Raw genomic sequence first — 16,360 nt, 5'->3', positions numbered from 1 at the left:
AAAAACGAGTCCAGCAGAGGAATAACCCTCTTTTCACCATATCAACGTAAAAAATCGGTTAGTTTCAAGCGAATTATGAGCGCTTGCTGATAATAGCCGCCCGCCAGGCATAACCGCCGCCGACGGTTTCAAACAACAATCTCGCGTTGTTTTCATGGGCTTGGGCTTCCAGAACCTCGCGCAGATCGGCGCGCGGGGTGACGTGGAACTTCGCAAGCCAGGACTGCAGCATGCGGCGGAACCAGCCCGGCAGCCCTTCCTGCTGGCCGAAATCGACGATGTGCAACTGGCCGCCGGGATTGAGTGCGGCGATCGATGCATCGACGGCGCGCTCCCAATCCGGGATCATCGACAGGGCATAGGAAATCAGGATGCGGTCGAAGCCGCTGACGCCGAATTCGCGGGGCGTGTACGCGGTGGCGTCGGCGACGCGGAAGTCCGGGATTGTCGCCCTGGTGGCGAAGGTCTTGCGCGCCGAGATCAGCATTTCCTGGGAAATGTCGAGGCCGAAGAGCTTGGCGGCCGGGAAATGCTTATGGGCGAAGGCCATGTTGCGGCCAGTGCCGCAGCCGACCTCAAGCAAGGTGCCGCCGTCTGGCACGTCGAGATTGCGGATCGTGCTGTCGCGACCGAGAAGGTAATATTTGCGGGTGATGTCGTAGATATGGCGTTGGTAGCGGTAGATGCCATCCATCAGGCTGGCATGTTCGTCGCTGTTTCCTGCCGTTTCGGTGCCGACCTTGCTCACGCCTTCTTCCCGTAGATGTGGAAGCCGCCGTAGATCGCCGAACGGTCGAGTGCCGTCAGTTCACGCGACTTCTCTTCGAAGTAGTCCCACTGGTCGCGGATCGAAGGCGACAGGCGGCCTTCGATGATGCTCTTTTCGGCGGCGGTGCGGAAGATAACCCGGGCGCCGTCGCGCGCCGTGCGGGTGATTTCCCGCCAGACATCGTTCAACTGCGCGTCGGTCATCCAGTCCTGCGCGTCGAGCAGGATGTAACGGTCACGCGAGGCGGCCGGCTCGCGGGCCAGAAGCTCGGTGAAGCTTGCATGGTGGACATTGACGCGGTCGACATTGGCGCGGATCACTTCGTAGTGTTCCGGCTTCAGATAGGTCGGCAGCGGGCCTTTCTCTTCGGTGCCGTAGCGCCGGCCGAAGGCCTGCCAGGCGAAATAATTGTCGCTCATCGGGAAATGACAGGCGAGCTTTTCCAGGCGATGCTTCAGCACCGGCGCGATCGAATGATCGTCGGCAAGGCTGGCGAGTTCGTCATATTGCTGCGGCGGAATGCCGAGGCCGAAGAGCGAGCTCTTGCGGCCGGTGATCCAGCGCACGACCGGCTTTTCGAACAAGGGCGCGATCTGCTCGTCGAAGAACTGGCGCTGCTCGCGGATCGAGCGGGTCTTGGTCATTTCACGCAGCTTGACGCCATGCAGGCGAGCCAGAAGATGGGCTGCGCCGATGAAGCGGCCGAGCAGGCCGGTTTCATAGATGTTGCGGTCGAAGACGGTGACGCGACGCCGGCCGAACTTGCGGCCGTTCCAGTAGTTGCGAGTCGTCTCATCGAGACTGGCGGCGAGGTGCTGGTCGAAGGCGCGGCTGTTCGACTTCTCGTTCGGCATGGCCAGGAAGCGGACGAGATCGGTATGGCCCGGGAGGTGCTTGAAGGCGGCAAGCTTCAGGCGGTTCAGCGCGATGTGGTGCGGGTTGAGATCGACGACGTCGATCGAGGCCGGCGCCTTGGAGAGATAGGCGAGCATGTTGCAGCCGCCGGAGCCGATGGTGACGATGCGATGGTTCGGCTTCAGCTCCATCGCCTGCATGTCGAGATCCGGATCTTCCCAGATCTGCGGGTAGACGAGGCCGGAGAAGAGAAGGCTGAAGAGACGCTCGGAGAAACCGTCCTTCGAAAAAGCCTTGTGGCGGAGTAGGGCGTCCTTGAGTTTCCGGTTCTTGCGGAAGCCGGCATCCGGTGCAAATTCTGACATGAGTCTGTCACCTTTTTAGCGTTCAGGGCGTGTAGCGCGCCACTGCTACAGTTTGATGACGTGGGCTGTGGGCGCCGTTCTCCGAAAGCATCCTCCTCCTCGGAAAGTGATCGGGGCGGCGGGTCTTCTTCGCGTCGCCCCCTTTCCGGCGGGCGCAATTCCTGCTTCTCTCCGGCCATTCGGAGGAATGCCATGCGATTTGTCCTGCGTGTCCTGAAGGCGTTTGCTCTCGTCCTTGTTCTCGTCATCATCGCCGGCGCCGGCTGGCTCACCGTCCGGCCGCCGGAACTCCTGCGCGTCGGGGACGGCTACGCCGCCAAAATCGTCTGCTCCAATGTCTTCATCGCCGGCCGGGATGCGGACGACGTGCTTCATGACGATGTCCAGGCGCCCGGAAATCCGCTGCTGCGGCTGATGCGCGTCAGCGTCGACCGCGATAACGACCGTGTGACGGCGCGTTTCATGGGGCTGTTTGCGCCGAGCTACGCCCTCTATCGCAACGGTCTCGGCTGCACGACCGTGCCGGACGCCGATTTCGAGGCGGCGGCGAAAGCCGTGCCCTTCGATGCGCCGCCCAGGATGGAAGCGAGTGAGGCGGTGTGGCCGGAGGGTGAGGGCGTCGGCACTCAACCGGATGGGAAGATCGCCGCGCTGCTTGCCGATGCTCGGCTTGCCGGCCCGGCAATGCGGGCGATCGTGGTGGTACACAACGGTCGCATTGCAGCCGAGGCCTATGGTCCGGGGTTCTCGGCGAAGACGCCGCTGATCGGCTGGTCGATGACGAAGACGGTGAATGCCGCGATCCTCGGCCGGCTGATGCTCGACGGCAAGATCTCCTTCGACGACGATCATCTGCTAGCACAGTGGAAGAACGATGCGCGCGCCAAGATCAAGGTGTCGGATCTGCTCGGCATGGAGAGCGGCCTTGCCTTCAACGAGGATTATGGCGACGTCGCCGATGTGACGCGTATGCTCTATCTTGATCCCGATATGGTATCGCTGCCGGCCAACGCGCCGATCGAGGCTGCGCCCGGCCAGCGTTTCCTTTATTCGAGCGGCACGGCAGTGCTCCTGTCGCGCATCTGGATGGACAGGGTCGGCAATGCGCAGGCCGCCTTCTCCTATCCGCACGATGCGCTGTTTGCGCCGCTCGGCATGACGAGCGCCGTGTTCGAACTCGATGCGCGCGGCACGTTTGCCGGTAGTTCCTATCTCTATGCGACGGCGCATGATTGGGCCCGCTTCGGGCAGTTCCTGCTGCAGGACGGTGTGTGGAACGGCCGGCGGCTGTTGCCCGAAGGTTTCGTCGGCGCCATGCGCACGCCGACGGTGGCTTCGAACGGGCGGTATACGCAGGCCCAGGCCTGGCTTGCGCCGGGCGGCTCGAGCGCCCAGTTCGGGCTGCCGGAGGATACGTTCTGGCTGACGGGCCATGACGGGCAGAGCATGGCGATCGTGCCTTCAGCCGATCTGATCGTTATCAGGCTCGGCCTGACGCCGGGCTGGCTCGGTTATCAGCCGCAGACGCTTCTCAAGGCGATCCTGACGGCCTTGCCGCAATCGGGGGCGCCGCAACAGCAGGCCGGGTCGCAGCAACAGGCGCAGCCACAGCCATAGGCTGGAGCTTCGATCGCAGTTTCCGCAATTGTTTGGCGTCAGTAGTTGCCCTGGGCAACGTCGGTCATGCCCTTGCGCTTGGCATCGTAATAATAGCCGCGCGCGTAGAGGCGGACGGCGTCGTCTTCCTTGTTGTCGGAGACGAGCCAGGCGCCGCGCAGATATTTCGCGGCATATTTGATATTGGTTTCGGCGTCGAAGAGGCCGCCTGGCGCACCGTCATAGCCCATGGACTTGGCGGTGTTGTACTTGATCTGCATGAGGCCGAAATAGCCGCGCTTGTTATAGGCCTTCGGATTGTAGCGGCTCTCGCGATGGACGATACGATGGAGCAGCGTCTCGGGAATTTCGTAGATCTTCGAATATTTCTGGATAAGCTTGGTGACGAAGCTCTTTTCGACCGTCGGCGCATCGTCTTTGTCGTCGTCGCTGAACATCGGCGGCGCCGTCGGCGGATCGATTGGCCCGGATTCGTCGAAACCGTAGTCCATGCTGGCACGCGGCGTGGTGTCGACTGCTGCAAGTGCCGCAAGTGCGCTGTTTTGCGGTGTCGCTGCAAAGGCAAGCTGCGTTGTCGGCTGTGCCGGGGTTCCCGGGCGCGGCGTCGGCACCACGGACTGGATGGCCGTCATCTCGGGCGTCAGCGGGATCTGCGCATAGGCGGCCGGCTGCATGGTGAGATCGGCCGGCTGAGCGCCTGTGACGGCGGGCATCGCCGTTGCCGTCAGAGAGGGAGATGCCTGGGCAATGGCGGTGCCTGCCGGGCCAACTGCGCCCTCGGCGGTCGGGATCGCGGCGAGTGTTGCATCCTCGCCTGGTTTCGGCATCGGCACCACGGTCTGGGCGGCGGTGAGTTCGGCCTGCGAGGTGTATTCGACGCTCGCGCATCCCGTCATCACACCGCAGAGTATCGTCGAAACGACAAGACTGCGTTTCAGGCCGGACAATCCGATCGCTACCATTCCGCCACTTTCGTGAAATCGCGCCGCCCCGGCAGCGTATAAAAGTTACTAAATACCTTAAGCCCTGACGCCCCCATTAACCTATTCGTGGCATTCCGGCAACCACGGAATATTTCTAGGCTGCAATACGGCGATACCCGGCGGTTACGGCGCCTGCCGCGATCAACAGGGTGCCTCCGGTACGGTTTACGGCGCGCTGGACGCTTGCCTTGCGAATCAGTCCGCGCGCAGTATGGGCGAGAAAGGCGTAGGTGGAGGCGTTGAGGATCGCCAGCACGAGGAACGTTGCTTCCATGATCGCCATCTGCCCGAAGAAGGGCAGGGCCGGATTGAGGAACTGCGGCACGAAGGCGACGAAGAAGATGATGCTCTTCGGATTGAGGGCGGTGACGATATAGGCATGGAGGAAGATCTTCAGCGATTTTTCCTCCGGCAGATTGTCGTTGTCGGCAACGGGTTCGCCAATCACCGGAGCCCGCCAGAGCTTGATTCCCAGCCAGATCAGATAGGCGCCGCCGATCCACTTCAGGACGGTGAAGAGGGTGGCGGAGGCGGCAAGGACGGCGCCGAGTCCGAAGAGGGACGCCGTCATCGCGGTGAAGTCACCAAGCGCCACGCCGCTGACCGTCGCAAGCGCAGTCCTGCGTCCATGACCGAGCGCATAGGAGACGACGAGCAGTATCGTCGGCCCCGGTATGGCCAGCATGATGGCGGATGCGGCGGCAAAAGCGAGCCAGGCTTCAACTGACATGGTGTCTCCTCCTATTCCTCAGGAACAAGCAAAGACATCATATTAACCATCCGTCAATCACGCTTCTTTGTATTTCTGGCCTATATTGTCCATGACTTCGGCAAACCATGCCGTAGAGAGGTCAAAAGCCTTGCCGCCCTTGATGCGCGGGAATTCTATAGTGCGCAATTTACCATTCTGCGCTTCATCATGGCCGGTGACGCCGGAGACTTTGTTGAGCGCGCTTTCGACGGCGAGATCGACCATGCTCTGGATCAGCCTGAGGTCGTCGGCGTTGGCAGGCGCCGAGCGGGCGAAGTAGCCCGATTTCTGCACGAGGGAACGTTCGGCGTTCAAGAGGCTGGCGAATTGCTTCTGGAACCAGGCGCCGACATTGATCGTATCGATCTTCACATGGCCGAAGGCATCGCGCTTGACGGTCTCGCCGGCGGCTTCGCGCTCGGCGACGATGGCGTCGAGGCAGGCGCCTTCGGAGACGAAGACCGTGGCGTGGCCGTTGCGGTCCATGCTCTCCTTCAGGCGGGCGGCCTCGGCGTCGAGATCGAAGGCCATCTCCGGCAGGTAGACGGCGTCGATGCTTTTCAGATGCGCATCCATCATCAGGCCATCGACATACTGGTTGCGGCTGGTGCGCTGGAGATAGGCGCGGGCGGTCGCAGCCGTCAGCCAGCCGCAATGGCGGCCCATGACCTCGTGGATGACGAGCGTGCGGGGGGCGGCGGTCTGTTCGTTGCCGACATTGTCGAAGAAATGCGCGCCGACTTCGGCGGCCGTCCAGGCGCCGAGCGACTGGCGGATCGGCACGACGTCATTGTCGACGGTCTTCGGCAGGCCGACGACGGTCAGATTGTAGCCGTTGGCGGCGAGATAGGCGGCAAGGTCGGCGGCCGTGGTGTTGGTGTCGTCGCCGCCGATCGTGTGGAGAATGGTGATGCCGTCATTGGCAAGACGTTCGGCGGCGATCCTGAGCGGGTTCTCGCCTTCCTTGACCAGGCCGCGCTTGACGCAATCGGCGGCATTGGTGAGCTTGACGCGGCTGTTGCCGATCGGCGAACCGCCGTAACGGTGCAGCAGCGGCGCCTTTTCGCGCATGTCGCGGGTGATCTCGATGCTGTTGCCGGTGAGCACGCCCTGGTAGCCGGACTTGTAGGCGATGATATCGAGGTCGGGCGCCACGTCGCTGTAGCGTTCGATGAGGCCGCCGACGGCGGAGGAAAGACAGGGCGCCAGGCCTCCGGCGGTCAGCATTGCGACTTTCTGTTTGGCCATGATCCCTCCTATGGTGTTTCAATGCGGCAGCGTTAGCTAGCGCATGGATGCGGCAGGGAAAGGGCCCTGTAAAGTAAAGAATTTACGAAAACGCGCCTTTCTGCCGGGTTGAACGGCAAAGGTGGCGCGAAGCGTCGATATAATCGTTTCAAGCCCGATCTGCTGATCGGGAACAGTTGTGGAAATTGACGGTTAAGCGTTGAGTGGCGATGAAGCGGGCCGTCCTTTCCGGCCGATCAGGCGAAACGGATCGATCGCTTGTTGCGATGCAATAATTACAGAATCGTGAAAAGTGTTTTCGATCCTACGACCAATAGTCGCCTTGCAAAGGCTATGATTCTTTGGTCAAGCTGTTTGGTATAAGTTGACAAGCATGTGCGAGATTTTCGATGTCCTTCTGGGAAAAACTGTTGAATGCCATTGGCAATACCGCGGGCAATGCGCTTTCTGCGGTGGTCGAGGCTATCCGAACGGTTTTCGAAGGCGATCCCGAGACCCGGCGCAAAGTGGCTTTCTCCGTGGCGATCATCGCGCTGTCGGCCAAGATGGCCAAGGCCGACGGCATCGTCAGCGAGAAAGAGGTCGAAGCCTTCCGCGAAATCTTCGAATTTCCCGAGGACCAGGCCAAGAACGTCGCCAGGCTCTATAATCTCGCACGCCAGGATGTGGCCGGCTACGAAGCCTATGCCGAGCGGCTCTCGACGCTCTGCGTCACTTGTGCTGCTAATTGCACGGTGCTGGAAGACGTGCTCGACGGCCTCTTCCATATCGCCAAGGCCGACGGGCTGATCCACGAGAAGGAACTGAATTTCCTGCGCCATATTGGCGAGATCTTCGAGATGAGCGAGACCCGCTTCGAGCAGATCGCCGCCCGCCACGTCTCATCCGGCCGCGATCCCTACAAGGTGCTCGGCGTCTCGCCTTCGGATGATTTCCCGACCATCCGCCGCCGTTACCACGGCCTCGTCAGCGAGCATCATCCCGATCGGCTGATCTCGCGTGGGGTGCCGAAGGAATTCCATGTGATCGCCAATGAACGCATGGCGGCGTTGAACGCCGCCTATGCGGCGATCGAGAAGGAACGCCGCGCCGCATGACCTCTTTCGAGGCCGACTTCAGGAGCGCCCGTGTGCAGCCTTCGCCGAACCATGGCGAGCGGGCGAACGGGCGCCGTCCGGACATGGTCCTGCTGCACTATACCGGCATGCCGACGGCAGATGGCGCGCTCGACTGGCTTTGCCGCGCCGAGAGCCAGGTTTCCAGCCATTATTTCGTGCATGAGAACGGTGAGGTGGTGCAGCTCGTGCCGGAAGCGCGGCGCGCCTGGCATGCGGGCAAGAGCAGCTGGCACGGCGAAACGGATATCAATTCCCTGTCGATCGGCATCGAGATCGCCAATGTCGGTCATCCGGGCGGGCTTCCCGACTATCCGAAGGAGCAGATCGCCGCGGTGATCGAATTGTGTCGCGACTGTGTCAAACGTTGGTCGATCGCGCCGGAACGGGTCCTGGGGCATTCCGACGTCGCCCCGGTTCGCAAGGTCGATCCGGGCGAAAAGTTCCCCTGGGCCGAACTCCATCGGGCGGGGATCGGACACTGGGTCGAGCCGGCAACGATCGCCGGCGGGCGCTTCTTCCAGCGCGGTGACGCCGGACAGCCCGTCGAAGCGCTGCAGTCGATGCTGTCGCTCTATGGTTATGGCACTGAGATCACAAGCCAATTTTCCGAAAAGACGGCGGGCGACGTGGAAGCTTTCCAGCGCCATTTCCGGCCTGAACGGGTCGATGGAATCGCCGATTTCTCGACGATCGACACGCTGCACCGGCTGCTGTCGGCGCTGCCGCGTTATTCCTCAGCCGAATAGCCGGAGATCCGGGCGGATTTCTTCCGACCGGCGAGAAATCCCTCCCGCCACATCATTTCCCTATTATCTCCTCATTGCGATGGTCTAAGGACGCCCGCTGAACAGCGCTTGCGGCTGGTTTCAAGTGTAATTGCGAGCGCCAAATGAAACGATAAGAATTTCTGCGGACGCGATCAGTCCTTGATCGCGTGTGACCGGATGACGGCGAGGCGCGCAGTCCTGAAATTCTTTGGGTCGGAGTGAAGAGACTATATGAAGAATTTGATTGTTGGCGCTGCGGCGTGCTTCGGCATGCTGCTGGCAGGGTATAACTTTGCCTCGGCGAATGATGATTGGGGTGTCAGGGCGCAAACCATCCCGCTGAAGACCGTCGATCGCCAGAGCGGTTATGCCATGCCGGACTTCTCGACTGCCGTTCCCTATGCTGCGCTGATCAATAAATATGCCGCTGAATACGACGTGCCCGTCGAGCTTGCCCAGGCCGTCATTCGCGTCGAAAGCAATTTCAATCCGAAAGCGCGCGGCAGCGCCGGCGAAATCGGCCTGATGCAGATCAAGCCGGCAACGGCCAGGATGATGGGCTATGCCGGCACGCGGAAGGGCCTGTTCGATCCCGAGACCAACATCAAATACGGCATGAAATATCTGGCGGCTGCCCATCAGCTCGGCGGCGGGGAAACCTGCAACACCATCCTCAAATACAATGCCGGCCATGCCGCAACCCGCATGAACCCGGTGTCGAAGACCTATTGCGGCAAGGTCCTGGCGATGCTCGACTGAGCATGGCCGGGTGCGTCCGGGTGAAAATCCTTCCCGGGATTTTTGCGATATGAATCAGGACGCTTGCCGTGATACTCCACCTTTGAAACGAGGTGGGCCACCTCGAAATGAGGCGGGATATGGCAGTCGATTTCAGGTTTATCATCATCGGACGCGGCATGATGGGTGCCGCTGCCGCACGCCACCTCTCGTCGATGGCCGACGGCATTGCGTTGATCGGCCCGCGCGAGCCGGAAGAGCGAAAGGTCCATCACGGAGTCTTCGCCAGTCACTACGACGAAGCCCGCATCACCCGTACCTTCGACGGTAATCTGGCCTGGGGAACCTTCGCCGCCCGCGCGCTCGAGCGCTACCGCGAGATCGAGGCGAGGAGCGGCATCTCCTTTTATTCCGAGGTCGGCTGCCTCTTTGCCGGTCCGACGCCAAAGGATGAGCAGGATTATATCAACCGGGCGCTGACGGTCAGCCGGAGGCTCGGCAGCGATATCGAGACCATCGCGCCGTCGCAACTTCGCGAACGTTTTTCCTATCTTGCTGTCGATCCCGATTTCACAGGATATTTCGAGCGCAAGCGCGCCGGCCACATCAACCCGCGAGCGCTGGTGCGGGCGCAGGCGAGGCTTGCCGAACACGGCGGCGTCTCGCTGATCGAGGCAACCGCGACATCAGTGCGCGACGTCGGTTCCCATGTCGAGGTGACGACCGGCGACAGACGTTACAGTGCCGAGCGGGTGCTGGTCGCGGCCGGCGGTTTCAGCAATTTCCATGCCCTGCTGCCGCGTCCCGTCGATACCAGGGTCATGGCGCGCACGGTCGTCTTCTATGAAATAGGTGAGCGCGAGAGGGCGGTCTTCGGCGATATGCCATCGACCATCGTGCTCGGCGACCGGGAGGAGGATCATATCTATATCCTGCCGCCGGTGCGTTATCCCGACGGCAAGACCTATCTGAAGCTCGGTGGCGACACCGAGGGGCTTTCCTTTGGCAGGTTGGAGGATGCCGGCGTATGGTTCCGTTCGGACGGCAGTGCCGCCGAGCGCGATCATCTCTGCCGCATCGCCCTGCAACTGATGCCGGCGCTTGCCGGCTGCCCGGTCACGTCGGCGCCGTGCGTGGCGAATTTCACTTCGACCGGTTATCCCTATATCGGGTTCACGCAATCGCCGCGCGTCGCGGTGCTGACCGGCGGCAATTTCGTCGCGGCGAAATCCTCCGACGAACTCGGGCGGCTGGGAGCGTTGCTTCTGGCGGAGGGCGCGCTTGAAGACAAGGACTTCGGCGGCGAGCTGACGCCCGTCTTTTCCTGAGAGGAATATCATGGCAGTCGATTTCAAATATATCGTCGTCGGCCGCGGGTTGATGGGGGCTGCGGCTGCGCGGCATCTGGCGCGCCAAGCGGATGGCGTGGCGGTGATCGGCCCGGATGAGCCTGAGGATCGCAAGGCGCATCAGGGCGTCTTCGCCAGCCATTACGACGAGGGGCGCATTACTCGCACCATCGATCCCGACCGCAACTGGGCGCTGCTCGCCAACCGTTCGATCAGCCGTTACGGCGAGATTGCCCGCGACAGCGGCATCGACTTCTATCGGGAGGCCGGCTGCGTCGTCGTCGCGCCTGATGCAAGCGATTATCTCGAGAGAAGCCGGAAAGCGGCCATTTCGCTCGGCGTCGAGATCCGCTTTCTCGATGAGGCCGGGCTGAAGGCCGCCTTTCCCTATTTTGCCTTTCCCGCCGGAACCGCCGGTGTTTTCGAAGCAAGAGGCGCGGGGCACATCAGCCCGCGCAAGCTGGTCAAGGCGCAGTCGCTGCTGGCGGAAAAGGCGGGTGCGGCGGTCATCCGCGATTATGTCGTCTCGATCGGCAGCGAGGGTGGGGCGGCCGTCGTCAAGACATCGGGCGGTCAGAGTTATCGTGCTGAAAAGGTGCTGCTGGCCGCGGGCGGATTTTCCATTGCGGAGAATCTGTTGCCGCGGCCCGTTGCCATGACGGTTTATGCCCGGACCGTAACGCTGTTCGAGGTGAGCGAGGCCGATGCTATCCGCTTTGCCGCCATGCCGTCGCTCATTCTCGATGTGCCCGGCACCCATATCTACCTGCTGCCGCCGATCCGTTATCCCGACGGCAAATTCTACCTGAAGATCGGCGGCGACCCAGACGATCTGGCGCTCAGCGACGAGGCGGCGATGCGTGCCTGGTTCAAGACCGAAGGGCGAGACAGCGTGCGCGCGCATCTCGCCCGCATCGTTGAAGGTCTCGTGCCCGGCATGGTGCCGCTCTCGATTTCGACGGCTGCCTGCGTCGTGTCGCAGACGGAAAGCGGCTACCCGATGATCGGCTATACCTCTTCGCCTGAGGTCGCCGTGCTGACGGGCTGTGCCGGTACTTCGGCCAAGAGTTCGGATGAAATCGGCCGGCTTGGGGCCAAGCTGCTTTTGGCAGGCGGAATCAGCGGACAGGGCTACTCCACGGATTTCACACCGCAATTTCGCTAACGCATATCATTTATTCGATAGCAATTGCCCTCTCTCTCGTTTATGGGAGCCCTGCCAGTTGGCTGGGCAGCCGCGCTTTACCAATGCCGAAAGGCGGTAGGGTGAGGAAAGTCCGGGCTCCACGGAAACACGGTGCCGGATAACGTCCGGCGAGGGCGACCTCAGGGAAAGTGCCACAGAAAGCAAACCGCCTGTCATTACAGGTAAGGGTGAAAGGGTGGGGTAAGAGCCCACCGCATCTCCGGCAACGGAAATGGCACGGTAAACCCCACCGGGAGCAAGACCGAATAGGGATGACGCGGTGGGCCGAAAGGCCTTCCGGCCGGTTTCCAGGCCAGTCATCCGGGTGGGTTGCGTGAGGCAGCGTGCGAACGCTGTCCCAGAGGAATGGCTGCCACGTTCCGGTTCACGCCGGAGCCATACAGAACCCGGCTTACAGGCCAACTGGCGATTAACATTTGTGGCGCGATCAACCGCCGAATTGCGGGATAGTTATCCAGATAAGCCGCTGAAATAAAACGCTTTGAAGGGGATGCTGATGCATCGCTTCGGGCGGAAACTCTTTTTGTAAAAGTGCCATCTCCGCGCCTCTTGCGGGTGGTGATCCTAACCCTTTGTTAAACTTAACAGCTTATAAATTTTTGATCATGCGTCCATCGCAAGCTGGGCGTATCCCATTGACGCCCATATGGTCCCATGCTATCCCAAATGTGCACTGCACCGGGGCAATCACCTGCCCGTTCATCGCAAAGCAAAGGCGCCTTCCTCTCCGGAAGCGTCGGAGGGGTTTTCGCTCATCCGGCTTGCGAAGCTGTGCCTGATATCGGGAGTTTCGGGCGTCTTTTGGTCCGGATCCCTGCGGGAACGGATGTTTCGTGTGATGAACCGCTTCCTTTCGAACGCGACCAACAGGATCGATGCCAAGGGCAGGGTTTCCGTGCCTTCGGCATTTCGTTCCGTGCTGGCGCAGCGCAATGTTCAGGAGCTCTATTGCTTCCAGGACTTTGTGTTTCCGGCGATCAGCGTCGGCGGTCCGGATCTTCTCGAGAGATTCGAACGGCAGATTGCTGCGGAGGATCCGTTTTCGCCGGATGCCAACGAGATGTCGCTTCTCATTCATGGGGGCGGGGTCTTCATGAAGCTCGACGCCGAGGGGCGGCTGATGGTCACGGATTTCATTCGCGGCTTTACCGGCATTTCGGACGAAGTGACCTTCGTCGGTCGGGCGGATCATTTTCAGCTCTGGCAGCCGCAGGCTTTTGTGGCCGCGCAGGCGCAGGCACGAGGGGAGCGCAAGCTGGCGGGCAAGCGTTCCTGAAAGAGCGAGGGAACGGAATGGTGGCGAATCCTGGCGGAGGTTCAACTGATGCCGGTGGCGGACCGGTTCGTCACATTCCGGTTCTTCTCGATGAAGTGCTTTCGGCGCTGGCGCCCGCACCCGGCAAGCTCATCCTTGACGGCACATTCGGTGCGGGCGGTTACAGCTCGGCTATCCTTGCGGCCGGTGCCGAAGTGATCGCGCTCGACCGCGATCCGAGCGCGATTGCCGCTGGCCAGGCAATGGTCGTTGCTCATGGCGGTCGTCTCCGGCTCGTTCATTCGCAATTCTCACATCTTGCCGAACATGCGCCGCAAGGCGGACTCGACGGCGTGGTGCTCGATATCGGCGTTTCCTCCATGCAGATCGACGAGGCCGAGCGCGGTTTCTCCTTTCAGAAAAACGGGCCGCTCGACATGCGCATGTCGGCGACAGGCGTTTCGGCGGCCGATGTCGTCAATCGCGCCAAGGTCGCCGACCTCATCCGCATCTTTCATTTCCTCGGCGAGGAAAGCCAGTCGCCGCGCATCGCGCATGCGATCGAGAAGCGTCGCGAGGAAAAGCCGTTCGAGACGACGCGCGATCTTGCCGGTCTCATCGAGCTCGTCACGCCGCGCAAGATGAAGGATAAGATCCATCCAGCAACGCGTGTCTTCCAGGCCTTGCGCATTTTCGTCAACGACGAGCTCGGGGAACTGGCGCAGGCGCTGTTTGCGGCGGAAGCGGCGCTGAAGCCGGGCGGCCGGCTCGTCGTCGTCACCTTTCATTCGCTCGAAGACCGCATCGTCAAGAAATTCTTCTCCGACCGTGCCGGCAAGGCGTCGGGGTCGCGGCATCTGCCGGTCGCGCATGAGCGGGCGGCAACCTTTGCGGCTGTGGGCAAGCCGATGGTTTCGGCAAGTGAGGCGGAGGCGCAGATCAATCCGCGCGCCCGCTCCGCCAAACTGCGTGCGGGTCTCCGGACGGATGCCGCTGCCGAGGCTGCGGATATGTCGCTCTTCGGATTTCCCAATCTCGCCAGTCTCGGAAAGCTTGGAGGTTGATATGCTGAAAACGTTCGATCTCGTGCTCATCGGCGTTATGACGGCCACCGCCGCTGTCACCTACACGATCAAGCATCGCGCCGAATTGAAGCTTGAGGAGGTTCATCGCCTCGAAGCCGAGATCAAGCTCGAAGAGGACACGATCGACCTTCTCAAGGCCGACTGGGCGCTGCAGTCGCAGCCGAACCGGCTGGAGCGGCTGGTCAACGCCTATAGCGACGAGTTGCAGCTGCAGCCGACGGATTCGACGGCGCTCGTGCATGCCAAGGAATTGCCGATGCTGAAATCCGAGGTTCCCGTGCCCGACGTAACGGAGGCCAAAGCCAACGGGCCGAGCGCCAAGGGCGCGACCGTGGCCAGCGCCAAAGGCGCGGCCGGCGCCTCCAAGGCGCAGCCGGTTCCGGCGCCTGCGCCGCGCGGCGCCGTGGAGCCGCACGGCGCGGTGGCGCCCGACGGCGGAGCGGAGGATGATACAGACGCAGACGAGATCGAAACGGGGTCGGTGGAATAATGTCGTTTCTTTCCCGCATCATGGTTTTGAAGAGCCAGGCGCATTTTTCCGCCGGCGTTTATAATCGTTTCGGTGGTCCTTCCGCCGGCGTGGCGATCGAGGGAACGCGCAAGAAGAAATCGGGGCAGGCAAAAAGCCGCGTCGGCCTGCTGATCCTCGGCTTCATGGGCGTCTATGTCGTCATCGGCGGCCGTCTCGTTGAATATGCGATGAAGGATCAGGAGGTCGTCTCCAGCATCCTGCCGCCCGACCGGCTGATGGCTTCGCGCCCCGATATCCTCGACCGCAACGGCGAGGTGCTGGCGACCGATATCCGCACCGTCTCACTGTTTGCCGAGCCGAACAAGATCGTCGATGCCGACGAGGCGGTGGAGAAGCTCGCAACTGTTCTGCCCGAGCTCGACGTCAGGGACACCTATAAGAAGCTCTCGGTCAAGAGCTCGCATTTCGCCTGGCTGCGCCGGCAGCTGACGCCGAAACAGCAGAGCCAGATCCTGGCGCTCGGCATTCCCGGCATCGGCTTCCGGCCGGAGAAGCGCCGCTTCTATCCCGGCGGTTCGACCGCCGCGCACATCCTCGGTTACGTCAATATCGACAACCGTGGCGTCGCCGGCATGGAGAAATATATCGACGACCAGGGACTTGCCGACCTGGCTTCGGTCGGCATGACCAGCGACCAGCCTCTCGAGCCGGTGCGGCTTTCGATCGACCTGCGTGTGCAGAACATCGTCCGCGACGCAGTCGTCAACGCCGTCAACAACTTCCAGTCCAAGGGGGCCGGTGCCGCTGTTATCGACGTGCATACGGGAGAAGTGCTGGCGATGGCGTCGGCGCCGGATTTCGATCCGAACGAACCGCAGCAAGGCGCCAAGGACGGTTGGCTCAACCGGATGACCAACGGTACCTTCGAAATGGGCTCGACTTTCAAGACCTTTTCGCTGGCCATGGCGCTCGACACCGGCAAGGTGAAGATGACCGACAGTTTCGATGCCAGCAAATCGATCTATATCGGCGGCTTCACCATCCACGATTTCCACGGGCAGCGCCGCTGGCTGACCGTTCCCGAGATTTTCCAGTATTCTTCGAATATCGGCACGGCGCGCGTCATCGACATCGTCGGCATCGACGCGCAGAAGGATTATCTAACCAAGTTCGGCTTGCTGACCAAGATGCAGACCGAGCTGCCGGAAGTGAAGATGCCGAGCCAGCCGCGCGTCTGGAAGAAGATCAATTCGATCACCATCTCCTTCGGCCACGGCGTCTCGACGACGGCGCTGCAGACAGGAGTGGCGGCCGCCGCTCTCGTCAACGGCGGCAAGCTTATCGAGCCGACATTCCTGCCCCGCACGCGCGAACAGGCCGATGAGATCGCGACGCAGGTGATCAAGAAGACGACCAGCGACGAGATCCGCTATCTGCTCGACTTCAACGGCTACAAGGGATCTGGCCGCGTCGCCCGCGTGCCGGGCTTTGCCGTCGGCAGCAAGACCGGGACGGCCGACAAGGTGGTGAACGGCCGGTATTCGGCGACGCTGAACTTCAACTCCTTCATTGCCGCATTCCCCATCAACGATCCCAAATATGCGGTGATCACCTTCTGCGACGAGCCGAAGACCGGCGAAAAGCAATATGGCGGAACGATCTCCGCCGGCACCGCCGGCCCGATCGCCCGCGAGATCATCCGCCGCGCGGCCCCCATTCTCGGCATCGAGCCGAAATTCGGGGAGGGGGGATCGGCCTTGCTGGTGTCTTATTGAATGTGA

15 protein-coding genes and 1 other RNA gene are annotated in these 16,360 nt (G+C 61.6%); 11 read left to right on the top strand and 5 right to left on the bottom strand.

Annotation, left to right across the window (positions count from 1 at the left end):
* Positions 1-73: 73 nt before the first annotated feature.
* Positions 74-748 (bottom strand): class I SAM-dependent methyltransferase, encoded by a 675-nt coding sequence (locus tag CO666_RS03225; RefSeq protein ID WP_097610708.1) that lies wholly within the window; start codon positions 746-748, stop codon positions 74-76.
* Positions 745-1,989, bottom strand: a complete 1,245-nt coding sequence (locus CO666_RS03220; protein ID WP_097610707.1) for a BtaA family protein — start codon at positions 1,987-1,989, stop codon at positions 745-747. The genes CO666_RS03225 and CO666_RS03220 overlap by 4 nt, the downstream gene beginning before the upstream one ends.
* 192 nt (positions 1,990-2,181) lie before the next feature.
* On the opposite strand from CO666_RS03220, the gene CO666_RS03215 reads away from it, so the two are divergent.
* Complete coding sequence (locus tag CO666_RS03215) at positions 2,182-3,606, top strand: serine hydrolase domain-containing protein (RefSeq protein ID WP_097610706.1); 1,425 nt, start codon at positions 2,182-2,184, stop codon at positions 3,604-3,606.
* 38 nt (positions 3,607-3,644) lie between these two features.
* On the opposite strand, the gene CO666_RS03210 is transcribed toward CO666_RS03215, so the two are convergent.
* The 3 genes from CO666_RS03210 to CO666_RS03200 all read right to left on the bottom strand — a co-directional run bounded on the left by CO666_RS03210 (position 3,645) and on the right by CO666_RS03200 (position 6,588).
* Positions 3,645-4,568, bottom strand: coding sequence for a lytic transglycosylase domain-containing protein (locus CO666_RS03210; RefSeq protein WP_097610705.1), 924 nt, complete (start codon positions 4,566-4,568; stop codon positions 3,645-3,647).
* 115 nt (positions 4,569-4,683) lie between these two features.
* The gene (locus CO666_RS03205; RefSeq protein ID WP_085737804.1) at positions 4,684-5,319 is read right to left on the bottom strand and encodes a LysE family translocator; all 636 of its coding nucleotides are present in this window, start codon (positions 5,317-5,319) and stop codon (positions 4,684-4,686) included.
* Positions 5,320-5,376: 57 nt separating this feature from the next.
* Positions 5,377-6,588: a pyrophosphate--fructose-6-phosphate 1-phosphotransferase gene (locus CO666_RS03200; protein WP_097610704.1), complete on the bottom strand. Its 1,212-nt coding sequence runs from the start codon at positions 6,586-6,588 to the stop codon at positions 5,377-5,379.
* 389 nt (positions 6,589-6,977) lie between these two features.
* On the opposite strand from CO666_RS03200, the gene CO666_RS03195 reads away from it, so the two are divergent.
* The 10 genes from CO666_RS03195 (at position 6,978) to CO666_RS03150 (ending at position 16,354) form a co-directional block, all read left to right on the top strand.
* Positions 6,978-7,685: a J domain-containing protein gene (locus tag CO666_RS03195; RefSeq protein ID WP_097610703.1), complete on the top strand. Its 708-nt coding sequence runs from the start codon at positions 6,978-6,980 to the stop codon at positions 7,683-7,685.
* Positions 7,682-8,452, top strand: coding sequence for an N-acetylmuramoyl-L-alanine amidase (locus CO666_RS03190; RefSeq protein ID WP_097610702.1), 771 nt, complete (start codon positions 7,682-7,684; stop codon positions 8,450-8,452). The genes CO666_RS03195 and CO666_RS03190 overlap by 4 nt, the downstream gene beginning before the upstream one ends.
* Positions 8,453-8,704: 252 nt before the next feature.
* Positions 8,705-9,232, top strand: coding sequence for a lytic transglycosylase domain-containing protein (locus CO666_RS03185; protein WP_097610701.1), 528 nt, complete (start codon positions 8,705-8,707; stop codon positions 9,230-9,232).
* Between the two features lie 119 nt (positions 9,233-9,351).
* Positions 9,352-10,539 (top strand): NAD(P)/FAD-dependent oxidoreductase, encoded by a 1,188-nt coding sequence (locus tag CO666_RS03180; RefSeq protein WP_097610700.1) that lies wholly within the window; start codon positions 9,352-9,354, stop codon positions 10,537-10,539.
* Between the two features lie 10 nt (positions 10,540-10,549).
* Entirely contained in the window at positions 10,550-11,725 is a 1,176-nt protein-coding gene (locus tag CO666_RS03175) for an NAD(P)/FAD-dependent oxidoreductase (protein ID WP_097610699.1), read from the top strand.
* A gap of 54 nt (positions 11,726-11,779) precedes the next feature.
* Positions 11,780-12,177: RNase P RNA component class A (gene rnpB, locus CO666_RS03170), an RNA gene on the top strand.
* Positions 12,178-12,605: 428 nt separating this feature from the next.
* Positions 12,606-13,043: a division/cell wall cluster transcriptional repressor MraZ gene (gene mraZ, locus CO666_RS03165; RefSeq protein ID WP_164740448.1), complete on the top strand. Its 438-nt coding sequence runs from the start codon at positions 12,606-12,608 to the stop codon at positions 13,041-13,043.
* A 17-nt stretch (positions 13,044-13,060) separates the two neighbouring features.
* Entirely contained in the window at positions 13,061-14,086 is a 1,026-nt protein-coding gene (gene rsmH / locus CO666_RS03160; protein WP_097610697.1) for a 16S rRNA (cytosine(1402)-N(4))-methyltransferase RsmH, read from the top strand.
* Between the two features lies 1 nt (position 14,087).
* Complete coding sequence (gene ftsL / locus CO666_RS03155; RefSeq protein ID WP_097610696.1) at positions 14,088-14,597, top strand: cell division protein FtsL; 510 nt, start codon at positions 14,088-14,090, stop codon at positions 14,595-14,597.
* Positions 14,597-16,354 (top strand): peptidoglycan D,D-transpeptidase FtsI family protein, encoded by a 1,758-nt coding sequence (locus CO666_RS03150; RefSeq protein WP_097610695.1) that lies wholly within the window; start codon positions 14,597-14,599, stop codon positions 16,352-16,354. The genes ftsL and CO666_RS03150 overlap by 1 nt, the downstream gene beginning before the upstream one ends.
* Positions 16,355-16,360: the final 6 nt, after the last annotated feature.

Origin of the sequence: Rhizobium chutanense, assembly GCF_002531935.1 — a bacterium.
Lineage (GTDB): Bacteria > Pseudomonadota > Alphaproteobacteria > Rhizobiales > Rhizobiaceae > Rhizobium > Rhizobium chutanense.
The sequence above is the reverse complement of the archived record's forward strand: the minus strand, read 5'-3'. Positions and strand labels throughout refer to the sequence as shown.

What these genes read in the sequence shown, in the direction of transcription:
- CO666_RS03195 (WP_097610703.1), top strand. Translation starts at nt 6,978, where the DNA reads ATGTCCTTCTGGGAAAAACTGTTGAATGCCATTGGCAATACCGCGGGC.
- CO666_RS03185 (WP_097610701.1), top strand. Translation starts at nt 8,705, where the DNA reads ATGAAGAATTTGATTGTTGGCGCTGCGGCGTGCTTCGGCATGCTGCTG.
- CO666_RS03175 (WP_097610699.1), top strand. Translation starts at nt 10,550, where the DNA reads ATGGCAGTCGATTTCAAATATATCGTCGTCGGCCGCGGGTTGATGGGG.
- CO666_RS03180 (WP_097610700.1), top strand. Translation starts at nt 9,352, where the DNA reads ATGGCAGTCGATTTCAGGTTTATCATCATCGGACGCGGCATGATGGGT.
- CO666_RS03190 (WP_097610702.1), top strand. Translation starts at nt 7,682, where the DNA reads ATGACCTCTTTCGAGGCCGACTTCAGGAGCGCCCGTGTGCAGCCTTCG.
- CO666_RS03210 (WP_097610705.1), bottom strand. Translation starts at nt 4,568, where the DNA reads ATGGTAGCGATCGGATTGTCCGGCCTGAAACGCAGTCTTGTCGTTTCG.
- CO666_RS03200 (WP_097610704.1), bottom strand. Translation starts at nt 6,588, where the DNA reads ATGGCCAAACAGAAAGTCGCAATGCTGACCGCCGGAGGCCTGGCGCCC.
- mraZ (WP_164740448.1), top strand. Translation starts at nt 12,606, where the DNA reads ATGAACCGCTTCCTTTCGAACGCGACCAACAGGATCGATGCCAAGGGC.
- CO666_RS03205 (WP_085737804.1), bottom strand. Translation starts at nt 5,319, where the DNA reads ATGTCAGTTGAAGCCTGGCTCGCTTTTGCCGCCGCATCCGCCATCATG.
- rsmH (WP_097610697.1), top strand. Translation starts at nt 13,061, where the DNA reads ATGGTGGCGAATCCTGGCGGAGGTTCAACTGATGCCGGTGGCGGACCG.
- ftsL (WP_097610696.1), top strand. Translation starts at nt 14,088, where the DNA reads ATGCTGAAAACGTTCGATCTCGTGCTCATCGGCGTTATGACGGCCACC.
- CO666_RS03220 (WP_097610707.1), bottom strand. Translation starts at nt 1,989, where the DNA reads ATGTCAGAATTTGCACCGGATGCCGGCTTCCGCAAGAACCGGAAACTC.
- CO666_RS03150 (WP_097610695.1), top strand. Translation starts at nt 14,597, where the DNA reads ATGTCGTTTCTTTCCCGCATCATGGTTTTGAAGAGCCAGGCGCATTTT.
- CO666_RS03215 (WP_097610706.1), top strand. Translation starts at nt 2,182, where the DNA reads ATGCGATTTGTCCTGCGTGTCCTGAAGGCGTTTGCTCTCGTCCTTGTT.